Source organism: Haloarcula rubripromontorii (assembly GCF_001280425.1).
GTDB lineage: Archaea > Halobacteriota > Halobacteria > Halobacteriales > Haloarculaceae > Haloarcula > Haloarcula rubripromontorii.
The window spans coordinates 53,024-68,757 of record NZ_LIUF01000003.1 but is presented as its reverse complement, the minus strand read 5'-3'; the positions used below and the strand labels follow the sequence as shown (position 1 = coordinate 68,757).

Annotated in this window: 11 protein-coding genes; 5 read left to right on the top strand and 6 right to left on the bottom strand. The window is 62.8% G+C overall.

Annotation, left to right across the window (positions count from 1 at the left end; all coding sequences use genetic code 11):
- Positions 1 to 85 precede the first annotated feature (85 nt).
- Positions 86 to 538, top strand: coding sequence for a universal stress protein (locus tag AMS69_RS09940; RefSeq protein ID WP_053967936.1), 453 nt, complete (start codon positions 86 to 88; stop codon positions 536 to 538).
- A gap of 9 nt (positions 539 to 547) precedes the next feature.
- On the opposite strand, the gene AMS69_RS09935 is transcribed toward AMS69_RS09940, so the two are convergent.
- Genes AMS69_RS09935 through glpA form a run of 3 tightly spaced genes read right to left on the bottom strand, consistent with a single transcriptional unit; the run spans position 548 to position 4,912 of the window.
- Positions 548 to 1,924, bottom strand: coding sequence for an anaerobic glycerol-3-phosphate dehydrogenase subunit C (locus AMS69_RS09935; RefSeq protein WP_053967935.1), 1,377 nt, complete (start codon positions 1,922 to 1,924; stop codon positions 548 to 550).
- Positions 1,921 to 3,195 carry a glycerol-3-phosphate dehydrogenase subunit GlpB gene (glpB, locus tag AMS69_RS09930; RefSeq protein ID WP_053967934.1) on the bottom strand — a complete coding sequence of 425 codons (1,275 nt, stop codon included), beginning with the start codon at positions 3,193 to 3,195 and terminating at the stop codon, positions 1,921 to 1,923. The genes AMS69_RS09935 and glpB overlap by 4 nt, the downstream gene beginning before the upstream one ends.
- The gene (glpA, locus tag AMS69_RS09925) at positions 3,185 to 4,912 is read right to left on the bottom strand and encodes an anaerobic glycerol-3-phosphate dehydrogenase subunit GlpA (RefSeq protein ID WP_053967933.1); all 1,728 of its coding nucleotides are present in this window, start codon (positions 4,910 to 4,912) and stop codon (positions 3,185 to 3,187) included. Before glpA ends, glpB begins: the two co-directional genes overlap by 11 nt.
- 349 nt (positions 4,913 to 5,261) lie before the next feature.
- Between glpA and AMS69_RS09920 the strand changes: the two genes are divergently transcribed.
- The 4 genes from AMS69_RS09920 (at position 5,262) to AMS69_RS09905 (ending at position 11,827) form a co-directional block, all read left to right on the top strand.
- Positions 5,262 to 7,799 carry a methyl-accepting chemotaxis protein gene (locus AMS69_RS09920; RefSeq protein WP_053967932.1) on the top strand — a complete coding sequence of 846 codons (2,538 nt, stop codon included), beginning with the start codon at positions 5,262 to 5,264 and terminating at the stop codon, positions 7,797 to 7,799.
- 128 nt (positions 7,800 to 7,927) lie between these two features.
- A complete protein-coding gene (glpK, locus tag AMS69_RS09915; RefSeq protein WP_053967931.1) occupies positions 7,928 to 9,460 on the top strand; it encodes a glycerol kinase GlpK in 1,533 nt (510 codons plus the stop codon).
- A gap of 3 nt (positions 9,461 to 9,463) precedes the next feature.
- The gene (locus tag AMS69_RS09910; protein WP_053967930.1) at positions 9,464 to 10,597 is read left to right on the top strand and encodes a hypothetical protein; all 1,134 of its coding nucleotides are present in this window, start codon (positions 9,464 to 9,466) and stop codon (positions 10,595 to 10,597) included.
- Positions 10,598 to 10,651: 54 nt separating this feature from the next.
- Positions 10,652 to 11,827 (top strand): Cdc6/Cdc18 family protein, encoded by a 1,176-nt coding sequence (locus AMS69_RS09905; protein ID WP_053967929.1) that lies wholly within the window; start codon positions 10,652 to 10,654, stop codon positions 11,825 to 11,827.
- 30 nt (positions 11,828 to 11,857) lie between these two features.
- On the opposite strand, the gene AMS69_RS09900 is transcribed toward AMS69_RS09905, so the two are convergent.
- From AMS69_RS09900 to kdgK1, 3 genes are all read right to left on the bottom strand, one after another.
- Positions 11,858 to 12,829: an ROK family protein gene (locus tag AMS69_RS09900; protein ID WP_053967928.1), complete on the bottom strand. Its 972-nt coding sequence runs from the start codon at positions 12,827 to 12,829 to the stop codon at positions 11,858 to 11,860.
- A 52-nt stretch (positions 12,830 to 12,881) separates the two neighbouring features.
- The gene (gene pyk, locus AMS69_RS09895) at positions 12,882 to 14,672 is read right to left on the bottom strand and encodes a pyruvate kinase (RefSeq protein WP_053968343.1); all 1,791 of its coding nucleotides are present in this window, start codon (positions 14,670 to 14,672) and stop codon (positions 12,882 to 12,884) included.
- 100 nt (positions 14,673 to 14,772) lie between these two features.
- Positions 14,773 to 15,732 (bottom strand): bifunctional 2-dehydro-3-deoxygluconokinase/2-dehydro-3-deoxygalactonokinase, encoded by a 960-nt coding sequence (gene kdgK1, locus AMS69_RS09890; protein WP_053967927.1) that lies wholly within the window; start codon positions 15,730 to 15,732, stop codon positions 14,773 to 14,775.
- Between the last annotated feature and the right edge of the window lie 2 nt (positions 15,733 to 15,734).

Genomic DNA, 15,734 nt, shown 5'->3' with positions numbered 1-15,734 from the left:
TCCCGGCTGCGGCATAGTCGGAACGACTTACTACGAAAGTAGTACCCATCGAAGGATTTAGGCGTCTGCCCCCGGAGTAGCCGGTATGGCACTCGAAACCGTTCTTCTCGCAGTTGGACCGAACGACGCCGACCGAATCGACGAACTCGCTGATGCCGTACTTGATATCGCGAGCCCGGCCGGCGCGACGGTCATCGTTGCACACGTATTCACCGACGACCAGTACGACGGCGTCGTCGACAGGCTCGAATTCGAATCGACCGGCGAAGCCGACCCCGACGAAGTCGCCGACCGCCACACAACCGTCCGGGAACTCGTCTCCCGGTTCAACGACGGCGGTCTGTCGACGCAGGTCCGGGGTGCCGTGGGCAACCACGGCGAGCAGATCGTCAACCTCGCCGAAGCCACTGGCTCGGACCTTGTCGTCGTCGGCGGCCGCAAGCGCTCACCGACCGGGAAGGCCGTCTTCGGCTCCACCGCACAGGAAGTCATGCTGAACGCGCCGTGCCCGGTCACGTTCGTCCGCGGCGAGGAGTAGGAGAAGTACTTACTCGACCAGCGCGGCTTCGAGAAGTTCGAGCGGATGCCGGATCTCGTAGCCGCTCCCGTGTTCCATCTGCATCGCACAGGTCGGGCACTCGGTCATGCCGGTTTCGCCTTCGGCGTGTTCCATGTGCTCGAACATCTCCTCGCCGATCTCCATCGACTTCTCGTACTTTTCCTCTTTCCAGCCGTAGGTCCCCGAGATGCCAGAACAGGAGTCGCCCACGTCCTCGATTTCGGCGCCGTCGAGGTCGCGGAACAGTTCGACGGCTTGGCGGTCGAGTCCCTGATTCCGTGAGTGACACGGAGCGTGGTAAGCGAACTCCTCGGCGAGTTCGCCGTCCACGTCGGCCGCCTGCACCTCACCTTTGAGGTCTTCGTGGATGCGCAGGTACTCGACGGCCTCGAAGGTGTTCTCGGCGACCTTGTCGATGCCGTCGATGTCGAACAGTTCGGGGTACTCCTGGCGCAGCGCCATCGAACACGAGGTACAGGAGGCGATGGCGTGGTACCCTTCGTCGACGAGTTCCGACATCGACGAGACGTTCGTCTCGGCGTGACGGCGGGCGTCTTCGAGCATCCCGTTGGCGAACATCGGCGTCCCCGAGCACTTCTGTTCTGGCGCGACGACCTCGTAGCCAAACTCCTCGTAGACGCGGACCATCGCCTTGCCGACCTCCGGCGTGTTGTAGTTGGAGTAACAGCCGTGGAAGTACGCGACCTTCTTGTCGGCGTCCTCGGCGAGGCCACGTCGCTTCCGGGCGGCCCGTGCGTTCTCTCTGGACTGGACCTGGCCGCCGCGGTCGGCCCACCACTCGCGGAAGGTCTGCCGAGCGAACTCGGGGAAGTCGCGCTCGCTGGTGACGCCGAGCGTCTTCTCCATGACCCAGCGGGCCGGTCCGAAGTTCATGGCGAAGTTGGCCAACCGCGGGACCTTGCTGGCGAAGAACGCGGAGGTGCGGTAGTTCGCCAGAATGCGGTTGCGGATGTACTCGACCGAGAGCTTGTCCATCTGCTCGCTGACGTACTCTCCGCGAGCGGTGTTGTGCATCTGGCTGAGCGGGACCCCAGACGGACAGGCGTTGTCACAGCGCATGCAGTTCGAGCAGTCCATCACCGAGTCGTCGATGTCGTGGTCGTCGTCGGACTGCTTGAGCCGCCACTGTTCGGGGCCCTGGAACTTCGGGCCGGGGAAGTCGTCGTCGACCTCCGCGACGGGGCAGTTCGTATCGCAGGTCGAGCATTTATAACAGGAGTCCGCGCCGGGACGGAGGTCGAAGTCGTCGCTGTCGGGGAAGACATCAACTGGTTCGAACTCCTCGCCTGTATTCGGTGCTACCGGGTCAAACTCTGTCTCTGGTGGGGTTTCAGCGTCACTCATCGTGCCTCCTGTGCGGCGCGCTGGCCCGCCGCGTAGCCTGTCGCAATCGAGACTCCGCTACCGGACTTCTCGGCGGCAAAGTCGTACCCGCCAAGCACGGAGCCGGCGGCCCGCAGGTTCTCGAACTCGCTGTGCTCACTCGCGTCAAGGGGACGCAGGTCGTCGTCGGTCGCCACACCGTAGCGGGCGAACTCGTGGTCGCCGAACAGTTCGCCCTCGAACCAGTCGTACCGATCCTCGGCGTGGGGGACGTGGCAATCGAAAATGGGTTCATACACCCCGTCGCGGTCGGACTCGACGCCCTTACCGACGAAGCCGCCGGTCGCGAGGACGTACTGGTCAGCGCTGTTGGGAATCTTCGCACCGTTCTTCTCGATGAATACCTTCTCGATGCGGTCCTCGCCCTCAAAGTCGACGACGGGGTTTCCGGTCTCGATGCTGGCTCCAGCCTCGTCCAGCGCCGAGAATAGCGCGTCCTCAAGTCGGAGCCCGGGCAGCGACGGCGGCCCCATTGGGACTTCGAACACGTCGACGCCGAGGTGGTCGCCTACTGCGTCGCGGATCGCGCCGGGGTTGTCGTCACCGAGAATCGCCGGGAAGCCGACCCGCTCTTCGTCCTCCAGCAGCGGGTTCACGCGCTGTGCCAGCGCCTCGCGAGCGGGGACCATTCGCCCGCGAACCGCCACCTCGCTGTTAGTATCGAGCAGCTTGGCGTACCGCGTGACCTTCGCGTCCGCGCGCAGGTCGCCCGGGAACCGGATTGTTTCACCACGGACATCGAATGGCACGCCCGTCGCGTCGAGATGGGCAGCGACGTGGGGGGCGTCGAAGTCGACCATCTCTTCGATGCCGACCAGCAGCGTGTCGCGGGTGTCGCTGGCGAGGCCAGCGCTGGCTCCGGCCGGGTAGCGGGCGGTCGGCTTGATACTCCCGCCGTGGGTCGGCAGGAGCGCGTTCGTCTCCGTGTGTTCGCCTTCGTAGGTCGGGACCGCGTCGTCAAACAGCGACAGCGCGTCCCGGACCGTCTTGACGCCGACTTTCCGGTACGGGTGGCTCTCCGGTAGCGACGGTATCGCCTCGTACGGGTTGGTCAGTGGGCCGTCGCCGTCTGGCGTGTAGCCGAGCACGTCAACCAGGCCAGATGCCTGGCGGAGCGTACTCTGCTTGTAAGAGACCAGTCGCACGTCGGCTCCCTCGTGGGCGGCCGCCAGCGCGCTGGTCAGTCCGCCGAGGCCGCCGCCGATGACGAGTACCTCTGACTCAATAGCCATCTGTCCCTCCATCGGCGGCCACGTCCGCGCTGTCGACGCCGCTCGCCTGACTGCGGCCGGTGTCGAACGCTGAGAAGTCGACCGGGTCCCCGTCCGCCGGGTCCTGGTCGCGGTTCTGTGTGGTTGCGTGTAGTGCGTAGTTCAGCGCCGCCTGCGAGAGCTGCTCGCCCCAGAGGGCGTGTCGCTGTCCCTTCCAGCGCTCCTGCAGCAGTTCGTCCCAGGCCTCGCGGACGACGCTCTCGTCGTACTCCGAGTGGAGTTCGCTCGCCATCCGATGGGAGCAGAAGCCGCCCTGACAGTTCCCCATCGACGCGCGGGTGCGGATGCGGACGGCGTTGAGGTCCGATCCGGACCCCTCGATAGCGTCCTGAATCTCGGCGCGGGTGACGCCTTCACATTCGCAGACGGTCGGGTTCGGGCCGTCCGTTTTGAGTACCTCGTCGGCACGGGAGCCGAGCCGCTCGACGCTCCGGCGGCCGATGGGCGAGCGCAGGCCGAACTCGTCCATGTAGTCCCGCAGGACCGAGAAGTCCTCGCTGCCGGGCAGGGGCACGTCGGCGGTCCGGCAGTCGGCGTCGATGCCGAACTTCCCGCAGACGTGGTCGCTTATCTGTTCGCTCATCATCCGGTAGGTGGTGAACTTCCCGCCGACGATGCTGGTCATGCCGGGCAGGTCGTCGCGCTCGTCGTGGTCGAGCAGGAAGAAGTCCCGCGTGATGTCGGTCGGGTCGTCGCTGCCGACGTCCGGCGGTTCGTACAGCGGGCGGACGCCCCAGAACGAGCGGATGGTCCGTGCCTCTTCGAGCATCGGAATCAGCTCTTTGAGGGTGTCGATCATCATGTCGACCTCCCACTGCTCCTCGGGGTAGTCCTCGGGGTCCTCGACCTCCTCGTCGGTCGTGCCCAGGATCGCGGTCGTCTCGTGGGGGACGACGATGTCCGCGTCGCCTTTCGGTCGACAGCGGTTGATGACGGTATCGACCTGACGGATGTTCATGATGGTCATGACACCCTTGGAGGGGCGAACTTCGATATCCAGTCCGGCCATGTCGCCGATGCGGCCGGCCCAGGCACCAGTTGCGTTTACGACGTAATCAGCACGGATCTGTTCGGTTCCGCCCTCCGTGCCGTGGACGCGCTTTCCGGGACCGGAGTCGTGTTCGACCTCGATACCGACGACCTCGCCGCTCTCGACGATGAGGTCGGTGACTTTGGTGTGTGTCTCGATGCGTGCGCCGTGTTCCTGTGCGCTCGCGGCGTTCGCGACCACCAGTCGGAACGGGTCAATAGCCCCGTCGGGAACGCTGATTGCCTTGTCGATGTCCTTCGCCAGGTGTGGCTCCATCGCTCGGGCTTCTTCGCCCGAGACGACCTCGGCGGGGATACCGCATTCCTCACAGCCACTAAGCTTCTTCTGGAAGTACTCCTCGGAGTCCTCAGGTCGCTTAACGAACAGGCCACCGGTCATTTCGACACAGTGGCTTGCGATATCACGCAGCACCCGGTTTTCCTCGATACACTCGGTCGCGCTGGCCTGGTCCGAGACGGCGTATCGCCCGCCGCTATGGAGCAGCCCGTGCATTCGACCGGTGGTCCCGTGGGTTAGATTCCCCTGTTCTACGAGGGTTACGTCGAGCCCGCGCATCGCGAGGTCCCGCGCGATGCCTGCCCCAGTCGAGCCGCCACCGATGACGGCGATGTGTGGTGTCGGTCCCATCTATCTTTCCGTGGGTTTGGAGCGCATACACTTCACTTTACCGTTGCTGGTGTTCGGGTAGTAAATTTTCTATGTAATCATGAGGAATACCGGAAACTCCAGATGTTAATTGTTGACTATTGGCACGTAATTCTCACTGTCCTTTGAGTGAATTACTTGGATATATTTTCACAAATATGGCTCTTATATTGATATAGTTAATGTATATGAGTTCAAATACAGTATATCAGCTATTCTTTCGTTCTCAAACAGTAGTTATCACTCATACCGGTTCGACAGTAACTATTATATATTTTGATAGTGGACTATTTCCGAGAGTGTGTTGGCCGTTCGGCCAACGGGAGCGACAATGAGTAAATGGAACCCACTTGATTCAGGCGACGACCCTCCGGGCGAAGAACGGACCGACGGCGGTGTCACCGAGGAGCGGGACGAGAACAAGTCGGAGGCCGAACCGCCGTCGGCAAATGCCCCGGAACAGGAACCGGGAGCCGACCCCTCACGGGCGGAACTGAAAGCACAGTGTGAGCAGCTGGCGGCGGAACTCGAACAGGAGCGGGCAGACCGCCAAGCGCTCGAAACCACTGTCGACCGTCTCACGTCTGTTGTCGAAGCGAACGCTAACGGCGACCTGACTGCAAAACCCGGACAGCCACCAGCAGAGGCAGCTGAGCCGCTGTACGCGGCATACGAGCAACTGCTCCGGGAATGGACTGATACTGTCGACCGGATGGCATCGTTCAGCGAACAGGTGACCGCCGCAACGGAACAGGTCGACACTCGTCTCGGATCGGTCAAGTCCGCCAGCCGAGACGTGAGCGGTGCTGTCGGCGAGATTTCGGCCGGTTCGGACGAGCAGCGCGACGAGATACAGTCGATCTCCGACGAGATGCGGAACCTCTCGGCGACGATCGAGGAGATAGCGAGCGCCGCAAACGAGGTTGCAGACACCTCAAGCGAAGCCAGCGCCCGGGGTGAATCCGCACTAGAGTCGGCGTCCTCTGCGATGACGACGCTCGACCGATTGACCGACAACGCCGAATCGACCGTCGACAAGGTCGAACAACTGAACGACCTGCTGTCTGACATCGAGGAGATTGTGGGCTTCATCACCGACGTTGCGGACCAGACCAACATGCTGGCACTGAACGCCAACATCGAAGCGGCCCGAGCAGGGGAATCCGGCGACGGGTTCGCCGTCGTGGCTGAGGAGGTCAAATCGCTCGCAACGGAGACGAAGGAAGCGACTGACGAGATTGCAGCCTCTATCCAGGAGGTCCACGAACAGGCTGACGCGACAGTTGCAGAGATGTACGATACCCGGGAGAGTGTCGAGGACACCCGCTCGTCAGTCGCCAGCGCGCTTGATGAACTGGATTCCGTCGTCTCGATGGTCGAGGAGGTCGATTCGAGCGTCCAGGAAATTGACGATGCGACGGACACGCAGGCCGATTCCACGCAAGAAGTCGTGTCGATGGTCGACGATGTCGAGGACATCAGCGCCCGGACAGCCGAAGAGGCGGCTGTCGCCGCCGACGCCGCAGCGGACCAGACAACGGAACTTGCGGAGGTCTCGACGCGAGTTTCCACGCTTACCGAGCGAGCTGAATCGCTGGAGGCATCGCTGGAGTCCTTCGAACTGGCGACAGGTTCGGCGGCGGCGAGCACGGACGGAACTGTCGTCGAATTCTGGCACGCGATGGGCGGCGAGAAGGCGTTACTGCTGGAAGACCTCGTCCGCGAGTTCGAATCACAGGCCGACGGGATCAGTCTCACGCTGCGGTCGAAAGGGAGCTATCGCGGGACCCTCGATGCGACGCTGAACGCCGCTGAAAACGGTAACCCACCGGCAATCGCACAGATATTCGAGATTGGCACCACGCGTGCGCGCGACAGTGGTCATTTCACCCCGGTCGAAGAACTGCTCCCGAGCGGCCACATCGATGCGCTGCTCGACCCGGTGACGAACTACTACCGTTTCGACGGGACGCTCCACTCGCTGCCGTTTAATGCGTCGAACCCGGTGATGGCGTATAACCGGGACGCGTTTAGACAGGCTGGGCTCGATCCCAGTTCGCCGCCGGAAACCCTCGCTGACGTTCGGAGCGCGGCTGAGACGCTCGTCGACCGCGGTGGCGTTGACACTGGTATCACGTTCGCGAACTACTCGTGGTTCGTCGAACAGTGGTTTGCCGAAGCTGACCAGCTCCTCGTAGACGAGAACAACGGACGGTCCGGGTCGCCGACAGAAAGCTATCTCGACGGGGAGTTCGCCCACGACTTATTCGAGTGGTGGCAGAGCCTCGAAGCGGACGGACTGTACCACGACCCCGGAATCGAAGCCAGAGGGGCGGCTCGGACCCACTTTGCCGAAGAGAACGCCGCGATGCTCATCGGCTCGACGTCGTCGCTGAACAGTATCGAACGCAGCGCCGACTTCGATGTCGGCACCAGCCAGCTCCCCGTGCTCGACGACCGGACCGGTGTACTCGTCGGCGGCGCATCCCTCTGGGTCGGCGATGCAGTTTCCGAAGCCGTACACGACGCTGTCGGGGAGTTCCTCACCTGGCTTACCGAACCGGCCCAGCAGCGACGGTGGCACCAGGAAACCGGCTATTTCCCGGTCCACGAAGAGACGATTCCACGGCTTCGGGCCGATGACTGGTTCGAGCGGAACCCCCACTACAGAACGGCGTTCGACCAGCTCATGGAGACGCGCGATACCACCGCAACGCGGGGCGCACAGATCGGGCCGTTCGATACGGTTCGAACAATCATCGAAGATGCCGTCGACAGTATGGACGGGCCTGATTCAGTCCCGTCTGCACTTGACCGACTCGACACACAGGTCACAAAGCAGCTTGAGCGGTACAATTCAGGCCGGTAACGCCGTCCCGTCCTTTCTTTACTCGCCAAACATCACCATTAGTAATCTTTATAATGGTTCACTATGTTGTTTACTGGCAAGGTGGTAGCTTTCATAAATAAGCTACCTCCACCACGGAGAACACAACAATGGCAGACACATACGTTGGCGCGATCGACCAGGGAACGACCGGCACCCGCTTCATGGTATTCGACCACAGCGGCCAGGTCGTTGCGAACGCCTACGAGAAGCACGAACAGATCTATCCGGAGCCCGGCTGGGTCGAGCACGACCCCGTCGAAATCTGGGAGAACACGCAGGAAGTCGTGACGAAAGGGCTGGCGGACGCGGGCGTCGGTGCCGAACAGCTCGAAGCGCTCGGCATCACGAACCAGCGTGAGACGACGATCGTCTGGGACAAGGAGACCGGCAAACCGGTCCACAACGCGCTGGTCTGGCAGGACCGCCGAACCACCGACCGCGTCGAGGAAATCCAGGAGGAGGACAAGGTCGAGTGGATTCGGGGCAAGACCGGCCTCGAATGTGACGCCTACTTCTCGGCGACCAAGACCGAGTGGATCCTCGACAACGCGGAACCGCTCAAGATGCAGAGCTCACGCGGTGCCGACCTCCGCGACCGCGCCGAGGACGGCGAACTCCTGATGGGGACCATCGACGCGTGGCTCATCTACAAACTCACCGGCAACCACATCACGGATGTTTCGAACGCATCGCGGACGATGCTGTACAACATCCACGACATGGAGTGGGACGATGAACTTCTCGAAGAGTTCGGCGTTCCGAAGTCCATGGTTCCAGAAGTCCGTCCGTCCTCCGACGAGAGTCTGTACGGGCACACCGACGCGGACGGCTTCCTCGAAGAGGAAGTCCCCGTTGCGGGCGCGCTGGGTGACCAGCAGGCCGCACTGTTCGGCCAGACGTGCTTCGACAAGGGCGACGCGAAGAACACCTACGGCACCGGCGCGTTCTACCTGATGAACACCGGTTCCGAGGCGGTCGCTTCGGACAACGGCCTGCTGACGACTGTCGGCTTCCAGATGTCCGGCGAGCCCGTCCAGTACGCGCTCGAAGGCTCCATCTTCATCGCCGGCGCGGCCATCGAGTGGCTCGAAGACGTCGACCTCATCAACAACGCCGCCCAGACCGCAGAACTGGCCCGCTCGGTTGACTCAACCGACGGGGTCTACATGGTGCCGGCCTTCACGGGTCTCGGTGCCCCGCACTGGGACGGCCGCGCACGCGGGACCATCGTCGGGATGACTCGCGGCACGCGAAAGGAACACATCGTGCGTGCGACGCTCGAATCCATCGCGTACCAGACCCGCGACCTCGCGGAAGCGATGGAGGAAGACTCCGGTGTCGAGATGACGACGCTACGAGTCGACGGTGGTGCCGTCAAGAACAACTTCCTCTGTCAGCTCCAGTCCGACATCATCCAGACCGACATCGCTCGACCGCAGGTCGACGAGACCACCGCGCTGGGGTCGGCCTATGCGGCCGGTCTCGCCGTCGGCTACTGGGACACCGTCGACGAACTCCGGGACAACTGGCAGGTCGACGAGGAGTTCTCGCCGGAGATGGACGCCGAGGATGCAGACAAGATGTACGCTCGCTGGGACGACGCCGTCGACCGTTCCCGCGACTGGGCACAGGAGGAATAACCCATGATAGAGACCCTTCCCCTGCAGATTCCAGTTTTCGGCATGGGGGTTCCGGATCTCCTGCTGCTGATAATCGCCGCCTTCGCCGGCGGTGCCTTCGGCGCAGCAGTCGGCGCGCTCCCGGCGTTCTGTTTCACCGGCTTCATGGTCATCGCCGGCCAGGCAGTCGCGATTCTCCGGGGCAGTATCGTCGGCCAACTCGGAGAACTCGGAGCTGATGGGCTGGCGACCGGCGTGACCGGTGCTATCGCGTTCGGTCCCGTCTTCGGCCCACACATCTCCTTCGCGGGTGGTGCCGCAGCGGCCGCGTACGCCGCGAAGAGCGACGGGATGTACGAGCCGGACGACGGCGACTACCACCCAGCAAAAGATATCGCCTACGCGCTCGGAACGCGACCGGACATCCTCGCAGTCGGTGGGCTGTTCGGTATCTTCGGGATGGTTGTCCGTCAGGTGTCTGGCGGGCTCGCGCTCCCGTGGGACCCGATTGCGCTGGGTGTCGTCCTGTCGGCTGTCGCCCACCGCATCGCGTTTGGCTACCCGCTGATCGGCGCTGGCAGTCGGAACATTCTCGATATGTCGCCGTTCGAGAACGGCGAGAAGCGGATGGCGACGGACGGTGGCAGTAGTGAAGCGACCACTGACGGCGGCGTTGCGGAATCGTACCGCCTTGCTGTCGAGCCGTGGCTGCCCCACCAGTACCGGTGGGCGAACGTCGCGATGATCGGCCTCGTCGCCGGCCTGCTCGGTGGCTGGATCGCGCTCCAGACCGGTAGTGCGTTCCTCGGCTTCGGCATCTCCGCAGCGAGCCTAACGTTCCTCAACCTCGGCGTTGAGAAGATTCCGGTGACCCACCACATGACCCTGCCCGCAAGCACGGCCGCGCTGGCCGTCTTCGGCGGTGCGCCGGAGCTGGGCACGATGGCCGCCGTCGTGGCCATCCTCGTTGCCGGCGTGTTCGGTGCCTACGGCGCACTCATCGGAGAGGTCGTCCAGCGCGTGTTCTACGCACACTCGGACACGCACTTTGACCCGCCCGCAGCGGCAATCGTTGTCGCGACGTTGACCGTCTTCATCCTCGCTGTCGTGGGCGTCTTTGGCGGCACCTCCTGGGTCCCGGCCCTGGGCATGCTCTAAAGCGGTACCTCTATATTCCCGTCCCAAACGCTATAACACATATCTCTTTGAACGATGGACATTGAAGCGAGAATCAAGCGCCGACAACGCCGGAACGGTGAGCCACGGCTCATTCAGGATTACGAGTCCATCTCACCGGTCGTCCACATCGAGGAGCCGGCCGACAGAGGTCCGGTCCTCGAACGGCTGCTAGACCACCTCGATCCGGTGTTCGATGGGCAGCTTCCGCCGAACGCGTACGTGTACGGCCCCTGTGGTTCAGGGAAGTCCGCGGTTATCACGGCGCTTTTCGCCAACTTAGAACAGCTCCCGACGGAGCAACAGGCGATCATCCACACGACGACCCGTGCACAGCCACCGACCTCTCCGTCGTTCGTCTATGTGAACGCCAGAGAGACCGCAAGCGAGTTCGCGTTCTACCACGCCATCTTGGACGCACTCGTCGACGAATCGGTGCCGGAACACGGAATTGGGACGGAAACGCTCAAGTCCCGGCTCCACGACCTAGTTCGAGAGCAACGCACGGGTATCGTCATTGCAGTCGACCACATCAGCGAGCCGGAGAGTATCCAGGCACCGGACCTCGTTGAGCTGTTTGCTGGCTTACCGAGCAACGTCAGCTGGCTGGCTATCGGTCGGGACGATCCGTCGGCGACTGAACTGACACGGTACACCGCTAAGTCGATCAGTATCGACCGCTATCAACGGCAGATGCTCGTCGACGTGTTGATGACCAGAGCTTCGAACGGGCTGGCTCAGCAGGGGCTCGACCACAGTCTGGCGAGGCATATCGCCGACTGGGCGGACGGAAACGCCCACGATGCCCTTGCCGCGCTGTTTATTGCCGCAGAGTTGGCCGAGGAGCGAGGGCAGGACCGTATCACACAGGCCAACGTCGACGCGGCCATCGGGGAAGTTCCCGATCCCTGTGTGTCGCTGGGCGTCGTCCTCTCTCTGCCGACGAACCGGCAGGCCGTCCTCAGAGAACTCATCGACTTAGAGGAGGGCGAACGCTCTTCGGTAACAGCAACGACAGAGGCGATTGCGTCAGTAGACTCAGTCGACCTCTCAGCCGGGACCGTCAAGCGATTCCTCTATGAAATGGCGGAATCCGGCGTCGTCGACCGTGTCGAGGCGACAGTCACCAACGGGCAGGGACGCCCGCCGAGCCGCGTCGAGCCGCGGTTCCCACCGACGGCTTTCCGGCGGCTGTACGACCTGCAACAGTAACCTGACGGTCTGCGGTCTTGTCGACGCTTTTCAGACGCGCTGTGACGGGTCGCCTGTGCCGCCAGTCAGCGCGGACGCCAGTGCGCCGCGAACCACGACATCGTCGCCAAACTGCGTCAACTGGATATCCGGGATGTTCGACATCACCATCTCATCGAGTCGGTCCCGGATGGGGTCTAGCACCTGCTCGGGGTTATTGAGCGCAACGGCCCCGCCAACGTAGACCACGAGTGGCGCGTACGCGTGAACAATATTTGCGACGCCAATTGCGTTCCAGTGACAGATCTGATCGAGGACGTGGGAGGCGAACTCGTCTTCGCCGGCGTACTCGAAGATATCCGCTGCAGAAAACTCCTCTGTCTCGATTGGGAGTGCCGTCTCGACTGGGTCCTCCCGGTGGAGCTGTGTGGCATACCGTGGGATGTTCTCGCCCGAACAGTACGCCTCCCAGTGGCCGTCGTGTCCGCAGCCACAGGTCATGAACCCTTGCGGGTCAATTGTCAGATGGCCGACTTCCCCGGCGTTGCCGTCCCAGCCCGAAAGGATATTCCCGTCGACAGCGACCCCAGCGCCGACCCCGGAAGAGATAGTGAGATACACCATGTCATCAGGGCTTCGGTCCGAGTAAAACCGTTCGCCGATGACGCCGGCGTTGGCGTCGTTGTGCAACGAGACCCGCTCGCTGCCGATGAGGTTTTCGACCGGCCCGGTCAGCGGAATCCGGTCGATAGTGTCGGGAAGGTTTGCTGGGTTTTCCACGACGCCTTCAGCCAGATCCATCGGACCGAAGGACCCGATACCGGCGGCAATCACATCTGTCGGGGCGATATCAGCGGCGTCACAGGCCTGCCGAATCGCGTCGAGAACCGCCTCCGTGACCGCGATACCTGCCGGTCCACGCGGTGTCTCAGTTTTGTGTGACGCGACTATCGAGCCCGTCTCGTCACCGATAACAGCCCGAATATGTGTCGCTCCGAGGTCGACCCCTGCGTAAGCGCCCATGCTGGTCGAAGGGTTGCCCCACCGATACTTAACTACACAGATTCTACTGCGGTTAGTAGTCTCGCTCTCTGCCCGAGATGTCCTCTCGTCCAACGGCCTCTTCGTAGACGACGCCGCGTTCGGAGTCCAGTGTGACAGTCGCCCCGTCGGAAACCGTATCAGGCAGGTCCGCGTTCGATATCATCGGAATCGAAAGCTCACGGGCGACGATGGCCGCGTAGCTCGTGACGCCCTCGTGGCCGTCGATGATGCCGCCGATGTGGCTGGTGTCACCGACGAATTCACCGTCGAACCCCTCTGGAACAGCCAAAATCGCCCCGTCGGGGACGTTCGAGAGGTCGCCCGGCGACTCCCGGGGCGGGGCTGTCGAAATCCGATGGACGGGACCGGTCACTAACCCATCGACGATGGACCGACCGCTGGCGACCGTTTCGGCCGCAACGTGGACCTTCAGCATGTTCGCCGTGTTCATCCCCTCCAGTTCGGTCATCATCCCGGAGAGAACGACGACCGTGTCACCGCTGTCCGCGGCTTCGGTGTCGAGGGCCGCCTGAACTGCCGTCTGGATGACGGCGTCAGCGCCCTCGGTAGTGTACTCGGTCGTTACAGGCGTGATACCCCACGAAAGCGCGAGCTTCCGGCGGACGCGTTCGCTCGGCGTCGAGGCGACGATGGGGATCGACGGTCGATACTTCGCCGATTTGAGCGCGGTGTAGCCGGACTCGGACGCCGCGACAATCGCCGACGCGCCGATGTCGCGAGCGAGGAACCGACCGGAGCGCGCGAGCGCGTCCGTTCGAGTATCACCAGCGTTTGGCACGCGCTGTTCGCGGGACTCGGCGTACTCCTCGCTGCCCTCGACATCGCGGATGATTCGATCCATTGTCTCAACGACGCGGGTCGGGTGGTCCCCAATCGCCGTCTCGCCAGAGAGCATGACCGCGTCGGTGCCGTCCAGAACTGCGTTTGCCACGTCCGATGCCTCCGCACGGGTCGGCCGCCGGGAGTGGACCATCGAGTCCAGCATCTCAGTCGCCGTGATGACCGGCACGCCGGCCTCGTGGCACCGGCGGATAATGCGCTTCTGGATGATCGGCACGTCTTCGAGCGGGCACTCCACGCCGAGGTCACCGCGGGCGACCATCACGCCATAGGCCTCGTCGATTATCGAATCGAGGTTCTCAACGGCCCCGGCTCGTTCGATCTTGGCGATGATGGGGATGTCGACGCCGCGCTCTTCGAGCGCCTGGCTGATCTCGTAAATATCCTCGCCGTCACGGACGAACGACGCGGCCACGAAATCGGGCTCCTTCTCGGCGGCCACGTCGAGTTCCTGTCTGTCGTTCTCCGTGATGGTCGGCAGGTCGAGTTCGACGCCGGGAACGTTGACGCCTTTGCGGGCGGACAGTTTGCCGCCGTTCTCAACGGTCGCAAACACTGTGTCACCATCGACGCGCTCGACAGTCGTTTCGATGCGTCCGTCATCAAGCAGCACCCGGTCACCCGGCTCGACTGCCGTAATCGACTGCGAGAGACCGACCTCCTCTGGTGTCGCGTCGTCACCGACGACGTACCGGATGGTGGACCCTTCCGTGAGCTGAATCGGTTCGTCGATCTCCGCAGTTCGGACTTCCGGTCCTGGCATATCGAGCATTGCCGCGACCGGTTCCTCGACCGCCTCGTCTACCTCACGGATACGGTCGATCATCTCCCGGCGGTGTTCCGGTGAACCGTGACTCGCGTTCAGTCTGGCAACAGACATTCCGGCCTTTGCAAGCGACGCGATGTCGTCGACCGAGTCCGACGCGGGACCGAGGGTACAGACGATCTTCGCGCTACGCATTGTGACCTCCGTCCCCGGGGAGCCACAGTTTACAGCGTTCATAGTTAATCATACCCTGCCGTTCCCCGCGAAGGGATAAGAAGCTTGCTGGACGGCGTAGCTACCGCGAAATCGCTTCCGTGTCGCCGCTGAGAATCGAGCGGATTTCGTCAGGGGACACGACGGCAATGTCGCCCGGAATCGTCCGTTTGAGTGCAGCCGTCGCGGCACCCCAGGCGAGACCCTCTGCAACAGTACCGCTAGAGAGATACTGCGAGAGGAAGCCGCCGACAAAGGAATCACCGGTCCCGACCGGATGTGCATCAGTCGACTCGAACGTCGGCTGCTCTGTTACGGTCCCGTCGGCAAGCGCGAGCGCTCCATCGCTGCCGCGGGTGATAACCGTCGCTTCGAACCCGTACTCGGCCGTGAGGTCCCGCGCAATCGCTTCCGCGTCGCCGTCCCGGTCCAGCACGACGTTCGCGTCACGTTCTGCGACTACGAGTACGTCGACAGACGGGAAGAGCTCGGTCAACACTGATCGGGCTTCGGCTGGCGTCCAGAGTTTCGAGCGGTAGTTCAGGTCGAAGCTCGTGGTCGTACCCGCGTCCTGTGCGAGCGAGAGGAGGTCAGCAGTGGTCGATTCGAGTGTCTCCGAGAGCGCCGGTGTGATACCCGAGGTATGGAACCCCGCGGCGTCTGCGATGGTCTCCGTTGGAAGCTCCGCCGGTGTGGCGGTTGTGACACTGGCGTTTTGACGGTCGTAAATAACGTCGTTGCCACGCGGTGGACTGCCCTGTTCTAGATAATAGGTCCCCTGTCGGGCGCTGTCTGCGTCGTCCCAAGCGATATCGACCGACACGCCATGGTGCTTGAGTTCGCCTGTGACTCGTCGGCCGACCGGCGAATCGGGGAGTTTTGAGGCCCACAGTGCATCTAGTCCAAGTCGTTGCGCAGCGACTGCGACGTTTGACTCCGCGCCAGCCGCCCTGACCGTGTACTGGTCTGCGGTCTCCAGTCGCTCGTCGTCAGGTGGCGACAACCGCAACATTGTCTCACCGAACGTAACTAACTCCGTCATAT